The organism is Desulfobulbus rhabdoformis, assembly GCF_016919065.1.
Classification (GTDB): domain Bacteria; phylum Desulfobacterota; class Desulfobulbia; order Desulfobulbales; family Desulfobulbaceae; genus Desulfobulbus; species Desulfobulbus rhabdoformis.
Genome location: NZ_JAFFQA010000050.1, coordinates 15,705 through 34,824 on the forward strand (window position 1 = coordinate 15,705; position 19,120 = coordinate 34,824).

Consider the following 19,120-nt stretch of genomic DNA (forward strand, 5'->3'; position numbering starts at 1 on the left):
TAGATATTTTCTTGAAATCAAAACAGTTAGTCAAGCAGAACCACTCAATATTCCTCTTGAGCCATCAAGCCCTCATGTTTCTCTGTTCCGGACAAAACAACAAATAAGCTCAAAAAAAGCACCTTGAATCACCGAAAAATTATCCAGCATAGGGGGTGATTACTCGCCATGTAAGGCCCTAAGAATCTTACCCTTGCCCCGCAGGGCAACGAAATAAGTGTTACTGACGTTATCGATCATGAAACAGTCGCTCCCCGTTATCTCTATAGCAAGGCTACATTGGCAGACGGTTCTTTTATTTTTAAAGTTCGCCCTCTCATTTTTATAGTCGAGAGCTTTCCGAGTAGAACTTTCAGCTATGTATATTCTTCCAACATCCCCTTCCTACCCGCCACCCCGATTACAGAAAAACACCACACTACAAACAGTTACACCGCAACTTCACAAAAACCCTCTAGAATTACAGCTCAAAAAGGACATGGCACTGAGATTGCTCATGCCTTGGTAATCCGCAACGAAGCTGTTGGTCTAGGCAACAGGGGAGCGCCTGCGAAATTGCGACATTGAAAATCCTGGCATTTTTTATTTGGAGCGTCAACTCATGAATCGAACCGTGAGGCTGGATACGAGAAATTCTTGGCAACCGTTAACAATAGGGGGAGTTCATCTTTCGGCGTCAGTAAAGCTGAGACCTGCCCAATGCTGGCGATTCGACTCATCATCTCCTGGTCGACCTGGACACACGCGAGAGCATCACAACAAGGGCAGGTTGTTGCCGATGGCAAACCCGAAAAAAATATTGCGTATTCAATGTGAGAAACGTACAGAGGAGAACGCAAAATGAGCCTAATTTACGACCAACAACCGCCTAAACGAAGACTGCTGCAATCCTTTATTCTCTGGGCTCTGATTATAGGCCTTGTTCTGATCTTTGCCTGGTCAGCCTTTCACACCATCGCCCAGACCGCCAGTGGACCGGGAGCAGTCATCTCCAGCAGCCAAGTTCTGGTCATTCAGTCAGTCGATGGTGGAGTAATCGAATCACTTCAGGTGCGGGAAGGTGATATTGTCCAAAGAAGACAGGTGGTCGCTCGCATGGAGAGAACCAAACTCGGAGTCTCTCACAAAAAACAGTCCCCCCGGTTGACTAAAGAAGAGGCATACCCGATTGCAAAACTAGCTAAAAAAGGCGACGTGAACCGCACTGGGGTAATCCGCAGTCAACGGGCCATGAACGATGCCCAAGCCGAGCTGATCAACCGCAAAAATACATACATAAGGACGCCAGCGCCGAGCTGGCTAAGGTCGAGGATGATATCAACCAAAACGAGGAAATCCGGCCCCAACGCTATCAGCAACTCGCCGCCAGTGTCATTCGCACACCGGTCAACGGTATCGTCAAGAACGTACGGGTTACCACTCTGGGTGGGGTGCTCCGCGCAGGGGACGAACTGATGCAGATCGTGCCCCTGGATGCCAAGCTCATCATCGAGGCCAAGGTACTCCCCGCTGATATCGCCTCTATCCATTCAGGCCTGCCCGCCTCGGTAAAATTTGATGCCTTTGACTACACTATCTTTGGGGCGGTAGAAGGGACGGTCACCTATGTCAGTGCCGATACGATCAAGGAGGAGAGTCGTGGGGGAGAACAAAACTTTTACCGGGTCCATGTGGAGACCGACACCAGCCTGATTAAAACCAAAACCGGGAAACAGCTCGATATTCTTCCTGGTATGACCTCGCAGGTTAATATCCGTACCGGGAACAGAACCGTTCTTGATTACATGCTCAAACCGCTGCGCAAGACTTTGACCCAATCGCTCGGGGAACGATAACCTGAATGAATGCCTGCGGCATTCAAGGATAAAAAAAATCAGGTATCAGTCTTCGTGCGCTGATACCTGATTTTGATTTTTGATGCAAGATCTGGTGCTCTTCAACCGAGAATCCGTGAGCATTCATCGGTGTGCGTGCTGAAGGATGCCCCAAGAGGCGGCGGTTGAAACTGAACAACAAATGAATGAGCTTAAAAAACCTCGTATCATTCATGGGATACATTGTTCAGTGACCACCCGCCCCCATGGGTTCGGGTTCAATTAACGATGCCGACGATCAAAGGTCTGCTCGCCATCCTTCCTTTCTTCGGCTTCGCCTCGTCTTTTTTGGTCGTAGCGTTTTTTCTCCTGGGGTGGATGCATCTTACGTTGATCTCGTTTATTGCGCTCTCTGGTTAACCGATCACGATCATTCCGCTTACGGAGATCAATACGCTTCTTCTCCTCTCGTTGTTTATTCCGCTTGCGGAGATCGCTACGCCGTTGCTCCTCTAACCGTTTTTTCCGATCCAGCCGTTCCCGCTCCTTTCGGTTATGGTCCGTATAGCGGGAATCCCTGCGTGGATCCTTTTTCATCCAGCGAGGATCACTTGACGTGCGGTGCTTATCTTTATAGCGGGGATCTGGCTTGCGCCGATAGTCTTTCTTCTTCCAGGAATCTTGTTTGGTACGATGACGATCATCCCAGCGAGGATCATTTTTTTTGCGGTATCGATCGTACTTATAGGAATCTTTATCGTGTCTGTATTTTGGATCTTTCCATTTCGGTGTTTTCTGTATCTTGCCTCGGTGGTCATGATAATAATGATGCCCTTTCCACCGTGTTTCCCGGGGCCAATGTTTCCTCGGTAAAACGATCCATTTATTGTTTTTATGCTTGCGGTAATACCAACGTGAATTGTTGTAATAATAATAGAATCCACCGTAGGTATAGTAGGGACGGTCGTAAAGGTTGACCGTGTAAGGCAAGGCTGGCGCCACAACAACAGAAGGACGATAATACGGATCGGAATAATAGCCGTCAGCGGGTACGACACACCCCGAAAAAAGGAATCCGCTGCTGACAACCATTAGGAGTGCAAGTATGGTTGATTTTTTCATAAAATACCTTGGGTTAAATTGACTGACTCCTGAATCCGTAACGGCGTGTGGTTGCTGAACAACGTATCCTTTTTACCTGGAGCCGTGAGCATTCATTGGTGTGTCAGCTTCGCTGTTTGTGACATGTCGATTAAAGTATACTTTATCGGCTTGTTACGAACAGTGAAGGTGGCGTACTAATGGATGCCCCAAAGGGCGGCGGGTGTAACTGAATAGCAAATAAATTAGTTTGAAAATTTCTGCATTATCAACTGAATATGTTATTCAGAGACCATCCGCCGTCACGGATTCAGGTTTTAATAAACAGGTAATAATTATTGAATAAAAATATTGTATTCAGCTTCACCTGACGCACCGATGAGTGCTCACGGTTTCAAGGTTTATGAGGACAGTGTCGCACAAAAGAGGTTCGTTTGTCTAAAACAAATTGGTCCATTTCGAATAAGGGTACAGACGTCCATGCATACTCCACCGCCTCTCTCCCAGTACTTTCAAAATTCAAGCCAAAAGGCTGCAGAGACAAAAAGGCTCCAGTATTGTCCCCACTGCGCCGCGCCCTTTTCTGAGACACAACGCCCTTCTCCCCTGCGGCAACAATGTGCTCAGTGCGGGTATGCGCACCACCTGAACCCGGCACCGGGCATCACTATTATCCTGCACACACTCAAAGGAAAAATACTTATCGGAAAACGTGCGGCATCAGGAAGTTATGGAGGACTTTGGTGTCTACCAGGCGGCTATATCGAATACGAAGAGTCGTTTATCCAGACAGCACATCGAGAGGTCCATGAAGAGACTGGGCTGGAGATTCAAGTGGAAGGGGTAATCAATGTGGTCTCCAACCTGCTGGATGAATCCCACCATACCCTGGTAATCGTTTTACTGGGGAGAGTGGTTGGTGGTCAGGAGGCTGCGAGTGATGACCTGGAGCAACTGCGCTGGGTGACACAAGAGGAGCACGAACAGACCCGGTATGCCTTTGAGGGGGATAAGAAAATAATCGACGTCTTTTTCAGTGGCGACTATGCCCTCTTGCTCATCGATCCACAGGCGGAAGCCGAATACAAACCCCACTCATGACATAGCGAGAAATACTCTCGGATCGGGGTCAGTTGTTCTTCCGGCGTCCCCTTTTCTTCCTTTTTTTGGAGCCTTCCTGATAAAATTCCGGCTCATATCCCAGCTTAAACGGTTCGGTTGTCTTATTCCTCAAACTTAGAAAATGTCTGTTTTTGGCGACAAAGGGACAAATCGGAGCCTGGCAGGGAACAAAACCAAATTTCTGGTAAAAATCTGAATGGCCAAGCACAAATATGGGCTGGGAGCTGATGACATCCTGGCGCAGAGCAAAACGGAGTAACTCCGAACCAATCCCCTGCCCCTGCATTTGACTCTGTACCGCCAGAGGTGCCAGATGTAGACCACAGACTTCCTCTTCATGAAAGGCCCTGGAAAAACAGATATAGGCGATGACCGAAGTGCGGTGCAGGCAGACCCATTCATACAAAGGCCGTTTCAGGATGTGGAGGTTATCAAAAAGCTGGATCTCATAACGGCTGGGTGAAAAGGTCCGCTCGACCAATGAACCTGCCTTGGGCAGCAATTCGTCTGTCAGGGGACGTATTTTCATGATTGCTCCTTGGGGGCAATGTCAGCGGTCTTTCGCAGGGTTGCAAGAAAGCGAGAGCGTACTGTCTCATTCATCAGGGTCTGCTTGACCAGGGGAAGCTTAAGAAATCCACCAACCAGACCCCGCATGAACTGGTGGGTTCGACTCATGGGATTATCAAAAATCAACGCCTGCAGGCTGTTCCGCTCAAGCGACTGCATTAAAACCCGCTCAAAGCTGTCTTCGGGATGATACACTCGTTGTTCGCGCGGATGCAGCCGCAGTGCACCTGAAGGACATTGCAATGCACAGACACCACAGCCCAGACAAAAATCGCCCACCTGGGCTTGCGGTATGGCTCGTTTGCCCTCGGCTGTTACCTCTGCCTGTCGCAGGGACAGCGCGTCAATGGGGCAGGCGCGTACGCAGAGACCGCAGCCTATGCACTTTTCGGCATCTACCTTGGCTACCACCGAGGCGGTGACGAGAATACCTGTATAGCCTGTCTCCCGAATACCTTGAAGCAGGTTACAGCAACAGCCGCAGCAGTGGCAGATAAAGCCCGCATCCCGGCGTACATTGTCTGCCGACAAGGTCAATCCCAAATCACGTGATCTGTCGAGGATATCACGCATCTGGAGTTTGTCGATGGGCTTGGCCAGCCCGTTACGGATAAGGAACTCGGCACCTGTCCCCATGGAGGTGCAGGTCTCCATGGGAACACGACAGGGTGGATGGCCCAGGTGATGCTTTTCATGACGGCAGGAACAGAGGCCCAGGGAAAATTTTGTATGGTTTTCAATGAGGCTGCTTGCCCGTTCGTACTCGAGAATCTCAACATACTCGGCCTGGGTTCCTTCGTGGGGCAGAGCCCGCATAATAGAGACCTGCTGACCATCCCCAAAATTGGCCTCAAGAAACTCTTTGCCTCCAAACATATAGCCTTGAAAGAGCTCTGCCCACTGTTTGAAGGGCAACTCTGGGCCAACCCGCATCATGGTGAATTCAAAAAAACCAATCACGAGGGGACTGACCATATAGCGATAGCCCTCCCCGTCCCAGATATCGAGCACCAACCCCCTGTGGCAGAGAGCTTCCAACTGTCGTTGCAAAGGGACAGGATCCTGCTGGCAAAGACGGGCAATCCTGGCCAGGGTGGCAGGACGATAGGGCATGTGCACGAGGAGTATTGCATCTTCAGGACTATAAAGAGAGCTGATTAACTTTTCAAACACGGGAGTCCATGGCGTGCGTATCGGCGCCTGATCAAGTCGTTCGCCCAACTGCCTGTAAATGTCCTTGCTTGCTATATGGCCCATACTTTTTTTCCTCTTGCTCCTGTCTTTAATCCACATCCCCATTAGCTATTTTTCCCTTTGCCAGCAAGGAAGAATTTTGAGCAAAGATCAGGGGAAGGTGTATACTTGCTTTAGGGTGTCTTGAATAATTAGATTTTTCAATCAAGGCCAAGGATTGCGCAAAATTTTACCGCAGGCATATGTGTGATATTCCGAGGATAAAATTTTAAGCATGACGCCGGGATTGGCAGAAAAAGCAATTATTCAAGATTCCCTTTAATTTACCTGGCTCAATCAGATTGAACGCCTTGTTCAAGGAGGCCCTATGCACGGATACATGCAGGTATATACAGGAAATGGAAAGGGGAAAACCACGGCAGCTCTGGGCTTGAGCCTACGGGCAGCTGCAGCTGGCATGCAGGTCTTTATCGGCCAGTTTGTCAAGGGGATGCACTACAGCGAACTCGATCTTCTGCCAACCATCCCCAATATAACGATCAAGCAGTACGGCCGAGGCTGTTTCATCTATGCCGACCCAACCGAGGACGACGTGAACGCGGCTCGTGCAGGCCTTGACGAAATGGGTCGAATCCTGCAATCAGGGGAGTATGATCTCGTGGTTCTCGATGAGGTCAATATCGCCCTCTATTTCAAACTCTTTTCGGTTGAGAATCTCATCCGGGTTCTTGAAAACCGATCTCCCGAGGTTGAGGTTGTGCTGACTGGCCGTTACGCACCCCAGGAAATTGTGGACATGGCAGATCTGGTCACAGAGATGCGGGAGATCAAACACTACTATAGCCAGGGGGTTGAGGCCCGCACCGGTATCGAAAAATAGGACCAACAGGCCTGTATATAGGATACCCCCTCTAGAATTCGGCAATATTCCCAGCAACAAGAAGATATCCTCTCCTGTTGACAGCTGCTGTTCAGCAATCACCTGCCATCACGGATACAAAGGGTAGGGTTCCTGCAACGAGATCCACCTTACTCCAGTACCTTGATCGTGAAATCGTCGAGGGGCAATGTGCTCTCCCACTGCGGTAATCTTTTCGCTGGCCCTATAATCTGGACCAGGGGTGGTTGCCGGTCGGCCAACCCGTTGATCTTCGCCCAGAGGGTAATATCCCCCCAATATTGAGGAGGGGTGTCGGCCGCTGCAACAGCGGCAAAAATTTTCCTGGGTGTCTCTTCTCCACTGCGGATAGCTTCTAAGGCGAAACGCTCAAGCAGCCCCAACTGACTGACAGGATCCGGCTTTTCTTGGAGCCACCTTGCCACAGCGGCCGGGATCCACGGTATCGGGGCATCGGTCATTGCCGATACCTCAGCCAGTTTGGCAACATCCTGCCTGGAAAACGCCGCATCGACACGGACTGCGAAGTCGAATTGGGACTGGCTGACGGGCTTCTGTTGCCCATAGACTGAAGCCAGTTGTTCAGGCAAAAGCTGGCCAAGCCCATGGTAGGGGACGATCTCAGGATACGAATCAACGCATAAAAGTTCAATATTCTCGATTGCTTTCTCGTGCAGACAGGAAAGTATATGCACGAGCATGGCCTGATCGAACAGGCAGGCATCAAACCACAAAATGATGTGGCTTAAGGACGCAGCCCCTTCCAACCTGCGATACTGGTTGCGCAGGGTTTCAAGGACAAAATCCCTATGCAAACCACCTGCGGTGGTTTCCTCCAAAAATCGGGACCGAGCCTTCAGGGTCTCCTCGGTTGGCCAGCCTGGATTTCTATGACCATCGTAGAGGATGTCATGCCAAACAAGGATTTCACCAGCCAGTCCGGCTTTGCCCAGATTGCTCCCTGCAATGTCTCCGCTTGTAATGTGAAGTAAATTTATTGTTTCCATCCCATGAGTTATAGAAAATCGATAAAAATTTTACCAAAGATCACACTTGTGTATTTGCACTGCCTCTCCTCATTCCAATAATAGTGCATCCGGGGAATGCGGCAAGTTTATTTCAGCCGACCTCACGCTTTCCCCATCCCACCACCAGGGGCGGCCTCGCCATCTTCCATGTGGGAGCTATCTTTCAGGACAGCCAGGGATTCATGTGGTTTGGCACCCGTGATAGATTAAATCGTTACGACGGCTACTGGGGCACTACCTATCGCCACTGCCCGACGTCATAGGTCAGGGTGGTGATGATATCCCCGAAGCAGTTCGTACCTGCTAGGGCAACGGTTCCCCCTGTCGCTTATTTGATCAGTTTCCCGGCATAGTCATAGATAAAGGCCGGTGTCCGTTGACTGCTTGATCAGCCGACCACACCTTTGCTAACCGACTGAAGTAGTGAAACATCTAAGTCCTGCACCTCAACTGCCCCACCACAGAGCCCTCCCCTTGACATGACACAACGTAGGACTAAATATAATAAACAGACGCTGTGTATGCTCATTCGATTATTCCATCGCAGAGAACAGATATGAAAAAAATCTGTATCATTGGTGCTTCAGGAAAGCTTGGTCAATATATGATTCAGCATGCTCTTGATCTGGATTATTCCATAGTTGCCGTGTGCCGAAAACAAAGCGTTGAAAAACTTGAATCCTTTAAAAAACGTATCACAATTCTTCCTGGTGACACCAATGATCGTGAAGTCACAAAAGAGGCGGTCAAAGATTGTTCCTCTGTGCTGACCGTCCTTGTCCCATGGGGCATGAAGCATTACGCCTCAGGAACTGCTCAAGCGGTACTGGATTATGCGCCACCGGAGGCACGCCTTGTATTTTCCTGCGGTTGGCACATATCAAGAGATGGCCAGGATAACTATTCAATAAAACACAACATATTGGTTGCGATCATTGGGTTTCTTGGGCGATTCTTCCGCATAGTGGATATCAACGATCAAGTTGACGCCTGCCGTCGCATATTCTCCAGCAACGCTTTGTGGACAGTTGTCCGTGGGAGCGATCTTGAAGAAGGTCCGAGTCAGGGCCTCCCTGTTTGGAGTCGACACGTAGGAGACCCGATACTGGCCAGCAACCTTACCAGACGCGTTGATTTTGCCTTATTCATGGTACATGCCCTCACAAATGACGAACTCATTCAAGAAGCACCTGCCATTGTGGGGAGGCAGTCACCATCAGCCCTCAACTATACTGAAAAGAATAACGCAACTCTGCGCCATACCGGCAAGGGGAGTGTACCGTGAAAGTGAATAATCAAGAGGCCAATAATACAACGACGGAGAAGCGTGAACCAACTATTCTCCATCGCGAGGATTGGGCATCACATGATCGTTTGTGGAAAGGATATGTTCAAGGTGCAGACCTTGGTACCGATGTGACCGTACTGTTCTTTGTTACAGAACAACCGGGTGAAGGTCCTCGTTGGCATGTCCATCCATATGACGAAATTTTTATCGTGCGCAAGGGAAATGCTTTATTCACAATAGGGGATAAAAAAATAAAGGCAACAGCAGGTGATATTCTCTTAGGTCCCGCCAATATTCCGCATAAGTATCATAATCTTGGACCAGGGGTGCTTGAAACCACAGACATTCACCTCTCTGATCGTTGGATACAAACAAATTTGGAAGATCCGGAGCAATCTATCAAACTGAATAAGTGAGCGTTCAATCCATTAAGGTCATAAAAAAATATTCTATTCTTTCCAGCAGATTTTCAACACTGGCTGGCTGTATGTCGGGTGTATAATAACTGGCGCTCAATGAGACCTTATTTTTAAATGTGCTTACGCCCAGCATAAAGGCTGGGGTGTAAAATGCCGGAGGAATAAAACTAATCTCGTCTATAGCACTATCTCCGAACCGGATGTTATCTGGAGCAAGTACCCCCAAATTGGAAAGCATTGGAGAACAGTGTCCTGTCTTTAATATATTTTTCCATTCAGCATGAAACATATCGACACAGCTAGAGAATCCTGACTGAAGGCATAAATCGTTAGCAATTGTTCCATGTATTATATTTTCAATCTTATTGGCTTTTTCTGTCGCGGTAGTCGCCTGTACAACCAACTCATGCAGATTTTGAAAAATTCGAGGCAAGGTAATATTGAAGACTGCTGAAAGATTGCATATTTTATGATTTGAATTTTCTGGCAAATATTTTCTCAGATCAGATGTAATCTGAACTTCCTTAAATTGCCCCGAATGGGGGTGTAAAACATGGAGTAATCCAAAAAAATAGGCTGAAATAAACAAGGTGCTTATTGTGATGTCATTTCGCTTTGAATACTTTTTTATTTGAGTAAGTTGAATTTTTTCAAATGACTTTGACTTGTATGAAAACGTATTCGTCTGCCCTCTCTCTCGATTCGCAATAAAACCCCAGGATGAGGTGAGATCTATCTTTTCAGGTTCAAAATACTCTTCTATTTCATCAACCCCCAACGCCCTGTACAGAGCAGATGTCGTTCTTTTTGGAGGTTGAGCTGAATAAAAAAACGGGGTCTTTTCTTGAATTTTCGTGTAGCAGTCTGCAAGCAGCGTTAAATAATACTGAGAACCTGCCCCGTCACATGCCGCGTGATGTATTTTGATAACAACAACATTCGATACTTGATTGGTTATCAAAAAAACCATTACCGGCGACTGTTTTGAAATCTTTATTTCTTGAGACAGATCATGTTGAATTTCTTGTTCAATATCCTCAGTCTCTCTTAAACAGCATATGTCTTGAATCTTATACTCTTCAGGAACCCATCTGGGAACAGGGTGAGCAAGACTCAACCTGCAGCCTAAGAGAGGCTCAGCGACAATCGAATTATGCACAGCCTGTTTCAGCGTCTCATAATCGATTATCTGTTTGCATTGAACAACATATTGAATCAAGGCATTCGAGGCGACGCCCTGCGCTATGTAATTAAACCAGTCCTGGGGTGTCGTGGGATAGTATTTCATCTCAAGCCTCAGATTTGCCACAACTCGCTGAAATCGACATCAGTCTCGTATAACTTCCCAGCAATAGGGCCATTTTCCGTCCCCACAACGCTAGGAGCGTATACCGCCTCTCAAAATTCTTCAGGGACCTTCTCCTTTTAGATGGTGCTGGGATGGGTTACATCCAATCCCCATCTGGGCATAAATCAGCTTGGGAAGCAGCTGAGCCGGTATGGACTCAGGGTTTTCTTCTCCCCCAGCCACGAATGGGCGTATCTGCAAAGGGGCGAGGCCCGCCTTCGTTCTTTTGTCCCCTTCCGGCAAGGTGTCGACGGTGCCCCTTGCCGGGACCTCCCCTACCCTGCTGCCTCTCTCCTATATGCTCGACAACTTTTGTTAAAAGCGCTTGGAGCTGTTGCTGTTCCACCTCGGAAAGACAGGAAAATGCGTCCTGGGGCAGGCTGGAAATTGCATCTCCATCCGGTACCTCTCCGCCCCAGGCCTCGTTTATTGAAAGGATGAATCCACGTTTATCCGCCTCGTTGCGCTTTCGGATAATAAATCCGTTTGTTTCCAATTTACGCAGCAGTTCACTGAGTGAAGAGGAACGGACATCGAGAAGCTCCAACAGTTCACCTTGGCTTATGGGCCCCTGTTCCTTGATGAGTTTCAGCACTCGGTGCTGGGCATGGGGCACCTGATTGTTCCGATGAGAGCAGCGATTCATCATGCGACTGGCCCGACGAATCAAGTCCGTCAGCGTTTCCTGCAGTTCTGCATTTTTGCCAAAGTGATGTTGTCTCATGACCATTACCTCGGTTTCATTTGACTTGGATCGATTGAGCGAACGCCTCGCCTTTCGGGCAACCGGGGGCACTGAGCAGGCAGTGATTTTTACACAGAGGGCAGCTCAGATTGCTCGACGCTTCGGCAGCTTCGGCAACATTTGCCGCCCTTTTCTCATCCGTGCCAGACTGCACAGACTGTTTTCCCCATTGAGCACGAATACAGGGGCGCTGATATGCCGGTCCAACGTCCCGGCAACGTTTTCCCCTTCCCCTGGGCTGTCCGTGGTGTTTCCCTTGACCTCGATGATGCGGAGGGTGACATGTAAACATAATTTTCTCCCTATGTTAAACAGTTATTTTAGAAGGCACCTTCTTTGTTAACCTTCACAATAACCCCTCTCGCCAAAGTGTCAAGATAGAAAGGTACCTTTTTAATCTGCGCTTGCGGTCCTTCTTTAAAAGATAGGAAATATCTATTTATTTTTTCTATCCATAGGATAACCTTTTATATGTCCTCGTATCAGCTCAAGGCATGGCGGACCGTGCAAAAATAACCGCCACCAGGACCAAGGAGACAAGCATGAGTAATTGCATCATTTATGGCAAACACGGCTGACCCTATACCGATCGTGCCCGTGCGGCGAAGCCAGATTTTATCCACTATGATGTTCAACGTGAACCAGTGCGCTTGCAGGAGATGCTCGCCCACAGCAAAGGACAACGACAGGTACCGGTTATCGTTGAAAATGGGCAGGTTACAATCGGATTTGGCGGCTCATGAGGCGTCTGAAAATTCGACGGTCGTCGAAAAAAAAATGGGCTGAATACTGAAGGTATCCAGCCCATGGTTTCCGTTTCGCAGTGGGGGGCAATTTACCGCTCAGCGAGCCAATAAAAGCCAAACCTGGGAATCACCAAAGATCTCTTAAATATATCAGGGCTCTCCCCCCGATACAGATCAACCAATGGTCGCTGGGTTGCGCCCCAGGGGCCAAGCTCTTCCAAATTGAGATGCTGGGGCCGATCACTGAAGTTGGCCACCACAAGCACCCATTCGTTGGCTCTTTGTGGGTGGTTGCGCCCAAAAACAAACAGGTAAGGGTTTTCCACCTCCAGCAGTTCACGATTGTTAAAATCGGAGAACACCTCGATCTCCTTGCGCACCGCAATCATTCGTTTGATTTCACTGAAAATTTTATATTCAACCGTTCCCGGTATATTGCGTTGCTCAGCCACCTCCCAGTCAATTGAGGGGCGATGCACCCACCGGGTATCCCCTCTCTTGAAGGGATCATCCCGGTATGAGTCGTCATTGAGGGTACCAATGGCATCACCATAGTAGAGCAAGGGAAGACCTCCAAAGGACATGATCATGGAATGGAGCAAGATGATCAGCTTGATGGCATCGTCAATGGCGGCGTCATCTTCTGTTTCCAAGGCATACTCAAGACCCACGAGTGAGGCGAGCGAACCGGATATCCGGGCATCACCGGTCTTGGGGTTGAGGCCAAAGGGAAGACCACGGGCATGGGAGTTTTCGTAATTCCCTGTGAAATAATCAATGAGGAATTTGCGATGTCGCGCCGGTTCATAGCCACAGGCAACAATACTTCTATCGTCAAAGCCAAAACCGATATCATCATGACAGCGCACATAGTTGAGCCAGGTGGCCCGGTCGAGTTTGACCGGCAAATTTTTAATCCCCTGGTTGAGTAAGCGCACATTTTTGGTGGCAACAGCATCCCACAAGAGCGCCATATAGGTGGCATTGTAGGCAATCTCGCATTCCTTGGCGATAACTGCATCCTCACCAAAATATTTGATCACCTCAAGCGGGGCGACAATGGCCTCTGCAATAAAGACCACCCCCGGAGCAGTCACCTGGCAGCAGTCTTTAAACAGTTGCAGGATCAGATGCGCCTCACGTTCATTCTGGCAAGTCGAACCAATCTTCTTCCACAGAAAGGCCACCGCATCCAAACGAAGAATATCGGCCCCCTGATTAGCCCAGAAGAGAATGATATTAATCATTTCAATGAGCACAGCAGGATTGGTATAGTTCAAATCCCACTGAAAATCATTGAACACGGTCATTACCCAACGCTGCATGTCTTCATCCCAGGTGAAATTTCCCGGCGCATTTTCCGGAAAGACCTCGGGCATGGACTGCTCAAACATGTCTGGCACGTTGCGGTTTTCAAAGCAGTAAAAGTAATCCTGATATTTTTTTTCGCCTGCCTTGGCCTGGGCTGCCCAGTAATGTTGGTTCGAGGTATGGTTGACCACAACATCGAGCACGAGCAGAATATCACGCCGACGCATTTCCTTTGCAAGATCTTGCAGGTCTTCCAGTGTACCGACCTCGGGATTGATATCACGAAAATCACTGACCGCATAACCGCCATCACTACTGCCTTCCGGGCAACGCATGATCGGCATCACGTGCACCATATTCACGCCCAGATCCTGAAAATAGTAGAGCCGCTCCCGCAGCCCTTTGAGATTTCCAGCAAACCCCTTGCAATACAGTGCCATTCCAACCCACTGCTGGGAAAGAAACCAGTTGTAGTCTTTTTCCCGCTCCAGATCGAGAGCACGCAGCTCTTTTGGTCGCTTAATGTACTGGTAGGCCATGGTTTCAACCAGCTTTTGCGCCTGCTCTTCGAAATCCTCCCTGTCACCATAGAGCCGCTGAAACAGCGAATGGATACCATAAAAATTCGCACCTAAGCGGGTATAAAAATGGCGGAGATCCTGTTTGGAAATTTCCGGTTTGATCCGGTTGAGAATATCGTTGAGCAGTGTATGGGATACCTGTTCGTACATATCGTTTTTTTATGTAAAGAAAGAGATGAGGTTTTGAGGCAGATTCAAGGGAAAAGTCGTTTAACGGATGCTCTTCAGAAACCTTTGATAAAAGGTGGCATCGGTGGTGGTCGCCCCGCGCAGGCCAATTACCTGACTGGCAAAGGCCTGGGCGCGCTCTCCGATGTCCGTAAGTGCCCAGCCAGCACGTAATCCGTGGATATAAACCGCGCTGAATGCATCGCCCGCCCCAACGGTATCGACAAAATCTGCCGCCTTTTCGGGCTGAAAGCAATATTTTTCTCCAGATGCCGTCAGCACCACAGCGCCCTGCGCACCCTGCGTTACAATCAACTGCTCAAGGCCACATTGCACAAGCAGTGTTTGCATCTGTTGCTCAAGTGTATCTGAGGGAGCAGCAAGCAACTTGAGTTCGTGCTCATTCATCTTGGCCCAGTGGGCCCTGGCCAGCCAGGTCAGCACCTTCTCTTTCTGCCACCAGGGGGCACGCAGATTGACATCAAGAAAAATACGGATACCAGACCGGGCACTCAACTGTTGCAGGGCAGTGTATGACGTCTTCTGTCGTAGAGCAAGGGTTCCATGATAGACAATCCCTTCATCTATCCGACTTGGGAGTTCGTCGACTGCGATATAGTCATAGCCACTGTCTGCGACAATATCATAGTGAGGCTCATTGTCGATGATTTGCACCTCAACACGGCCGGTGGGGCGATGGGGATCGATCTGGAGTCCACTACCCTCCATGCCCCAGGCACGCATGGCATCAAGGATTGTACGCCCCTGCTCATCCGCACCTACTCGTGAAATGAACAGCGGACGATCCCCCAGAGCCTGCAGGTGCCAGGCGACATTAAAAGGCGCTCCGCCAAGAACCTGTTCACCAGAGGGAAAACAGTCGAACAGCACCTCACCAAAAATATAGAGACCTGCTTGCGTATTCATAGTCGTTCAAATTTGATGGGTGTCTTGAATAATTAGATTTTTCAATCAAGGTCAAGGCATGTGAAAAATTTTACCGCAGGCATATACCTGATATCGGAGTCTTCGCTTACCTCCGAGGATAAAATTTTGAGTATGACGAGGTAAGCGCCAGACTCCGGGAGATTGGCAGAAAAAGCAATTATTCAAGATTCCCTGATTATTCAATTGAGTTCAGAAAAGCGCAGCCATGACCTCCGGAGCAAAGTACCCCACCCCTTGCAGTACCCCGGCGGAATAATTCCCTCCAAGGGGAAAAGACGTATCTGTCGCCAGATACAAGCTCTCCTCAACATTATTTTCTCGCGCCAGTTGCAGCGCTTGCTGCTGGGTTGCAGCATCGGCGTTTGCCACTAAAATTGAACGAATGGGACTGGCCATAACCATCAGGTCGTTGCCGCTGTCACCCGCAAAAAGCAACTCATCAAGGCTCAGTTCCAGATAGCGCTGAAGAAATTCAATACCGTGCATTTTGTTTGCATTCAAGGGGAGAATATCCAAAAGACCGATATTTTCCGGTTCATCAATACTCCAGATAAGGCTTGCCTCAACTCCAAGGGCGACAAGACGGGTTTCCACTGTTTTTAAGAGCTGTGCGTGGTCAACCTCAAGTTGCACGTAATAACTGAGCTTGAAGCGTTTCTGTTTGCTTGGCTCCTGCAAACGCAGTTCGGCAAGATCTGCAAGTGCTGCCTTCAAGTCCTGGTGCGTTTTGCCCTTCCAGTCTTGACCAATAAGCTCCTGCCATGTGGGAAGTTCCTGCCACTGTCCCTGCCGGTAGGTATAGATCTGCGTCCCTACATCGGTAATGGCATAGGCCGGTAAAGGGAGTTGGTAGGTAGCGATGGCCTTTTGCATCAACTCCAAATCCCGGCCGGTCACATAGGCAAGCGTAATTCCTGGGAGGCTGCACAGTTGACGAAATGTTTCCCGTGCCTGTGGGTGTTCGGGCTGGTGACCGTTGGGAATAATAGTCCGGTCCATATCCGTACAGAGCAGCAGTTTAGTCATGCTGTTCCTCTTCGTTAGTCCGCGGATCGCGGCAGGCCCCAAAAAAATCGTAGAATTCAATGGCATCTAATATTCCGGCTGCGTAAGGCTTCAGGGAAAAATAGATTCGCTCCACATCGGTTAAACGGGAAAGCTCTTCATTATGCCTGTTCGCCACCACGGCTGCCAGGGTATTGCCCCGCATCATATCCTCATCAGCCCCCGAGCCACCGGCAACAAAGACCTTATCCAGATCCAACCTCAACTGCTCGACAACATAACGCAGGGCCAGTCCCTTTGAGGCCCGCTGGGGCAGAATATCGAGAAACTGGCCAAAGGCGGTCTGCATGAAAACAGCCTGCTCATCACGATATAAGATCTGTTTGATCTCCTCAATATCGGCCAGTTCAGGATCAAAATAATAACTGAGTTTATAGCGGCTCTGCTCAATTGCTGGCTGCAGCTTCAAGCCGGGGAGTTCGGTGAGCAAAAGCTTGACAATATGCCTGGTCCATTGGTGATCGATATGCTTTGCCCAGGCCTTGTCAAAACTGAAATCCGGTGCATAATAAATTTCTGTGCCGCCGCTGGTAATCAGGACATCGGGCTCCGGAATATTATGTTTTTTCATAAGCTTAAGGGAGGAATCAAAACGCCTGCCCGTGGCAATGATAAAATAGCTGCGTTTGCGCTGCCAGCGGAGCTGAGCCAGCAGCTCCTCCAGGCTGTCATCGTCACCGATAAGATTCAGATCCAGGTCACTGACAATGGCCCTGTCGCCATAGAGGTGTTGCCTGCGTACAACCGATTTGCGCACTAACCGTTCCGACTCTTCTGTAATAGGCTTAAGCACCTCGACATAACGCTTGGCATGGGCACTCCAGGAATAATGCTCACGTACACCTTGAAGGCCACTGGCAGAACATTGATGCCAGAGATCCTGGTCCCGCAGAAGTTTGAGCACGGACTCGCCAATGGACAGCGGCTCCAGAGGATTGATAAGAAACCCGTTCTGGCAGTTATGAATAATATCCTTGGGGCCACCGTCCTCGGTGGCCACTATGGGCATACCACTCGCCGCTGCCTCAATCAGGGTCAGGCCAAAGGGTTCGGTCAGGCCGGGGTTGACAAAGACACCACCTGTTGCGGCAGCGATCCGGTAAATCAGTGGTACCTGATCGCGGCGGTGGTGCTTGGGCATGGAAACCATGCTGTAGAGATCGTAACGGTCAATGGTGATCAGCAAGGTGCGAAAAACTTCCTGGGCTCCCTCATCAAGCTCATCTATGTCGTCGCGATTTCCAGCAATTATCACCAGGTTGGCCAATTTTTGCAACTGCTCGGATTGGCCAAAGGCCTCGACCAGAGCAACGATATTTTTGCGATGATCAGGTCGAGACAGCGCAAGGATAATGGGTTTATCCGGTTGTTTCAAATGCCTGGTCAATACGTGGTAGAGTTCACTTTCAAGCTCTTCACCGGTGGGAGGCATAAACTGGTTGAGGTTGGTTCCCGGAGGAATAACCACCATCTGTTCGGGCTGGTAATAATCATAGAGTTCGTACTGCTCGGCTATTTCCTGGTTTGTGCTTGTGATGACCCGTTCGGCTGTTGCCAGCGTCTGCTCTTCAGCCTCGATACGCCGACTCATGTTAAATCGGGATTCGATCTCTTCGGCATTGAGGCCGCTTGCCAAAAGTCGGCTTCGCTTGACCCGGCCCAGGGAATGACCGGTATGAATCAGGGGAATCCCCAGTTGATTGGAGAGTCGTGAGCCCACGTAGCCGGCATCGGCATAGTGGCTGTGCAAGATATCAGGGAAGCGGTTGTTTTCCTGGAAAAAGTTGACGAGATTATCCGCAAAGAAATCAAGATGGTCCCAGAGCTGTTCTTTGGGTAGGTACTGATCGGGGGCGGCATCAATGCGTACAATGCGCACCCTGTCACCTAAGGCTTCCACAGGCCGGGCATAGTCTGGGGATACGCTTTCATCAACCACCCGTTGGGTGATCAAATCCACCTGGGTAATGCCCTTTTGTTTGGCCAGAGCCTGTGCTAATTCGACGACATAGAGTGTCTGCCCGCCGGTATCCGCATCACGCCCAAGCTCAAGGTTTTGGCCACGGATCAGCCCATGGATGCTGAGTAAAACAATGTAGAGACCTTGTTCATTTTTCTTCATTCACTCCTCGTTATTCCTTTTCAGCTTCAATTCGATCCTCAAAGATACTGCTTCACTACTGTACCACAAATAAAAACTTAATTCTTAATTACAATTTAGTAACGCCCCTCCTTTACTTTATCAAAAGAAGAATGAATCCGTTGGCGTTCATCGGTGCGCCTGCTTCGTTATTTGTGACACGCCGATTAAAGGTCACTTTATCGGCGTGTTACAAGCAATGAAGCTAAGGTGCTGCTGGATACCCCTGAGGGCGACGCGTGATACTGAACAACAGGTGGACTTGTTTAAAAATCTTTGTCTCATGAATAAGGTACGTTGTTCAGTGACCACGCGCCGTCACGAATTCAGAAGGATATTTTATCCATTGATCGAGCTGGTAACTCGCTCTCCACACGTACTTATCCAATTATTTGATAAAAATTATCCATTCCCCAAGCCCATTCCTTTACAGCAACCTATGAAAAATTTTGTTAGAAATTGAAAAAAAAATTTAATAAAATTCCAGGAATTCACTTGCAAACGACCAAACTAAACAACCACCGACTTGAAGATCGGTGGGTTTAAAATCGCGGACTGAAAGTCCAGCAACACCGGCAGGCTGCGCAGCCGGTTTAAGGCTCAATATCGAAACGGTCATTAGGTTTGGGCTCGA

At 49.0% G+C, this 19,120-nt stretch carries 17 protein-coding genes; 7 read left to right on the forward strand and 10 right to left on the reverse strand.

All coding sequences use genetic code 11. The features are described 5' to 3' along the window. Window positions 1-1,295 precede the first annotated feature (1,295 nt). On the forward strand, window positions 1,296-1,835 hold the full coding sequence (locus JWJ90_RS19305; RefSeq protein ID WP_240195052.1) for a beta-barrel domain-containing protein: 540 nt from the start codon (window positions 1,296-1,298) through the stop codon (window positions 1,833-1,835). Window positions 1,836-2,096: 261 nt separating this feature from the next. Here JWJ90_RS19305 and JWJ90_RS19310 read toward each other — a convergent pair whose 3' ends face one another. Beyond that, the gene (locus tag JWJ90_RS19310; RefSeq protein ID WP_205228863.1) at window positions 2,097-2,936 is read right to left on the reverse strand and encodes a splicing factor U2AF large subunit; all 840 of its coding nucleotides are present in this window, start codon (window positions 2,934-2,936) and stop codon (window positions 2,097-2,099) included. Between the two features lie 459 nt (window positions 2,937-3,395). Here JWJ90_RS19310 and JWJ90_RS19315 point away from each other — a divergent pair, with 459 nt between their 5' ends. After that, window positions 3,396-4,016 (forward strand): nucleotide triphosphate diphosphatase NUDT15, encoded by a 621-nt coding sequence (locus JWJ90_RS19315; protein WP_205228864.1) that lies wholly within the window; start codon window positions 3,396-3,398, stop codon window positions 4,014-4,016. A 28-nt stretch (window positions 4,017-4,044) separates the two neighbouring features. Here JWJ90_RS19315 and JWJ90_RS19320 read toward each other — a convergent pair whose 3' ends face one another. Both JWJ90_RS19320 and JWJ90_RS19325 read right to left on the reverse strand, forming a co-directional pair. Next, window positions 4,045-4,566, reverse strand: coding sequence for a GNAT family N-acetyltransferase (locus JWJ90_RS19320; RefSeq protein WP_205228865.1), 522 nt, complete (start codon window positions 4,564-4,566; stop codon window positions 4,045-4,047). After that, window positions 4,563-5,864, reverse strand: a complete 1,302-nt coding sequence (locus JWJ90_RS19325; RefSeq protein WP_205228866.1) for a 4Fe-4S binding protein — start codon at window positions 5,862-5,864, stop codon at window positions 4,563-4,565. The genes JWJ90_RS19320 and JWJ90_RS19325 overlap by 4 nt, the downstream gene beginning before the upstream one ends. A 304-nt stretch (window positions 5,865-6,168) precedes the next feature. On the opposite strand from JWJ90_RS19325, the gene JWJ90_RS19330 reads away from it, so the two are divergent. Continuing rightward, window positions 6,169-6,681, forward strand: coding sequence for a cob(I)yrinic acid a,c-diamide adenosyltransferase (locus JWJ90_RS19330; protein ID WP_205228867.1), 513 nt, complete (start codon window positions 6,169-6,171; stop codon window positions 6,679-6,681). A gap of 149 nt (window positions 6,682-6,830) precedes the next feature. Here the strand turns inward: JWJ90_RS19330 and JWJ90_RS19335 are convergent, their stop codons facing one another. Further along, a complete protein-coding gene (locus tag JWJ90_RS19335) occupies window positions 6,831-7,706 on the reverse strand; it encodes a DUF1835 domain-containing protein (RefSeq protein ID WP_205228868.1) in 876 nt (291 codons plus the stop codon). 170 nt (window positions 7,707-7,876) lie between these two features. Here JWJ90_RS19335 and JWJ90_RS23985 point away from each other — a divergent pair, with 170 nt between their 5' ends. The 3 genes from JWJ90_RS23985 (at window position 7,877) to JWJ90_RS19350 (ending at window position 9,431) form a co-directional block, all read left to right on the forward strand. Continuing rightward, on the forward strand, window positions 7,877-7,990 hold the full coding sequence (locus JWJ90_RS23985; protein WP_420828925.1) for a two-component regulator propeller domain-containing protein: 114 nt from the start codon (window positions 7,877-7,879) through the stop codon (window positions 7,988-7,990). Window positions 7,991-8,283: 293 nt separating this feature from the next. Further along, the gene (locus JWJ90_RS19345) at window positions 8,284-9,012 is read left to right on the forward strand and encodes an NAD(P)H-binding protein (RefSeq protein WP_205228870.1); all 729 of its coding nucleotides are present in this window, start codon (window positions 8,284-8,286) and stop codon (window positions 9,010-9,012) included. Then, window positions 9,009-9,431, forward strand: a complete 423-nt coding sequence (locus JWJ90_RS19350) for a cupin domain-containing protein (protein WP_205228871.1) — start codon at window positions 9,009-9,011, stop codon at window positions 9,429-9,431. Before JWJ90_RS19345 ends, JWJ90_RS19350 begins: the two co-directional genes overlap by 4 nt. 4 nt (window positions 9,432-9,435) lie before the next feature. Here JWJ90_RS19350 and JWJ90_RS19355 read toward each other — a convergent pair whose 3' ends face one another. Then, on the reverse strand, window positions 9,436-10,722 hold the full coding sequence (locus tag JWJ90_RS19355; RefSeq protein ID WP_205228872.1) for a hypothetical protein: 1,287 nt from the start codon (window positions 10,720-10,722) through the stop codon (window positions 9,436-9,438). Between the two features lie 217 nt (window positions 10,723-10,939). Further along, window positions 10,940-11,506: a MarR family winged helix-turn-helix transcriptional regulator gene (locus JWJ90_RS19360; protein WP_205228873.1), complete on the reverse strand. Its 567-nt coding sequence runs from the start codon at window positions 11,504-11,506 to the stop codon at window positions 10,940-10,942. A 563-nt stretch (window positions 11,507-12,069) separates the two neighbouring features. On the opposite strand from JWJ90_RS19360, the gene uxx1 reads away from it, so the two are divergent. Next, window positions 12,070-12,270, forward strand: a complete 201-nt coding sequence (gene uxx1 / locus JWJ90_RS23655; RefSeq protein ID WP_275889147.1) for a UXX-star selenoprotein family 1 — start codon at window positions 12,070-12,072, stop codon at window positions 12,268-12,270. Window positions 12,271-12,362: 92 nt separating this feature from the next. On the opposite strand, the gene JWJ90_RS19365 is transcribed toward uxx1, so the two are convergent. The 4 genes from JWJ90_RS19365 to JWJ90_RS19380 all read right to left on the reverse strand — a co-directional run bounded on the left by JWJ90_RS19365 (window position 12,363) and on the right by JWJ90_RS19380 (window position 18,468). Next, a complete protein-coding gene (locus JWJ90_RS19365; protein WP_205228874.1) occupies window positions 12,363-14,315 on the reverse strand; it encodes an alpha-amylase family glycosyl hydrolase in 1,953 nt (650 codons plus the stop codon). A 60-nt stretch (window positions 14,316-14,375) separates the two neighbouring features. After that, window positions 14,376-15,260: a carbohydrate kinase family protein gene (locus JWJ90_RS19370; RefSeq protein ID WP_205228875.1), complete on the reverse strand. Its 885-nt coding sequence runs from the start codon at window positions 15,258-15,260 to the stop codon at window positions 14,376-14,378. 210 nt (window positions 15,261-15,470) lie between these two features. Continuing rightward, complete coding sequence (locus JWJ90_RS19375) at window positions 15,471-16,307, reverse strand: HAD-IIB family hydrolase (protein ID WP_205228876.1); 837 nt, start codon at window positions 16,305-16,307, stop codon at window positions 15,471-15,473. After that, a complete protein-coding gene (locus JWJ90_RS19380) occupies window positions 16,300-18,468 on the reverse strand; it encodes an HAD family hydrolase (protein ID WP_205228877.1) in 2,169 nt (722 codons plus the stop codon). Before JWJ90_RS19380 ends, JWJ90_RS19375 begins: the two co-directional genes overlap by 8 nt. Between the last annotated feature and the right edge of the window lie 652 nt (window positions 18,469-19,120).

Bases quoted from the DNA above. Each gene is read 5' to 3' on its own strand.
- JWJ90_RS19365 (WP_205228874.1), bottom strand. From the start codon at position 14,315: ATGTACGAACAGGTATCCCATACACTGCTCAACGATATTCTCAACCGG.
- JWJ90_RS19330 (WP_205228867.1), top strand. From the start codon at position 6,169: ATGCACGGATACATGCAGGTATATACAGGAAATGGAAAGGGGAAAACC.
- JWJ90_RS19345 (WP_205228870.1), top strand. From the start codon at position 8,284: ATGAAAAAAATCTGTATCATTGGTGCTTCAGGAAAGCTTGGTCAATAT.
- JWJ90_RS19355 (WP_205228872.1), bottom strand. From the start codon at position 10,722: ATGAAATACTATCCCACGACACCCCAGGACTGGTTTAATTACATAGCG.
- JWJ90_RS19375 (WP_205228876.1), bottom strand. From the start codon at position 16,307: ATGACTAAACTGCTGCTCTGTACGGATATGGACCGGACTATTATTCCC.
- JWJ90_RS19310 (WP_205228863.1), bottom strand. From the start codon at position 2,936: ATGAAAAAATCAACCATACTTGCACTCCTAATGGTTGTCAGCAGCGGA.
- JWJ90_RS19380 (WP_205228877.1), bottom strand. From the start codon at position 18,468: ATGAAGAAAAATGAACAAGGTCTCTACATTGTTTTACTCAGCATCCAT.
- JWJ90_RS19360 (WP_205228873.1), bottom strand. From the start codon at position 11,506: ATGAGACAACATCACTTTGGCAAAAATGCAGAACTGCAGGAAACGCTG.
- JWJ90_RS19335 (WP_205228868.1), bottom strand. From the start codon at position 7,706: ATGGAAACAATAAATTTACTTCACATTACAAGCGGAGACATTGCAGGG.
- JWJ90_RS19315 (WP_205228864.1), top strand. From the start codon at position 3,396: ATGCATACTCCACCGCCTCTCTCCCAGTACTTTCAAAATTCAAGCCAA.
- JWJ90_RS19320 (WP_205228865.1), bottom strand. From the start codon at position 4,566: ATGAAAATACGTCCCCTGACAGACGAATTGCTGCCCAAGGCAGGTTCA.
- JWJ90_RS19325 (WP_205228866.1), bottom strand. From the start codon at position 5,864: ATGGGCCATATAGCAAGCAAGGACATTTACAGGCAGTTGGGCGAACGA.
- JWJ90_RS19370 (WP_205228875.1), bottom strand. From the start codon at position 15,260: ATGAATACGCAAGCAGGTCTCTATATTTTTGGTGAGGTGCTGTTCGAC.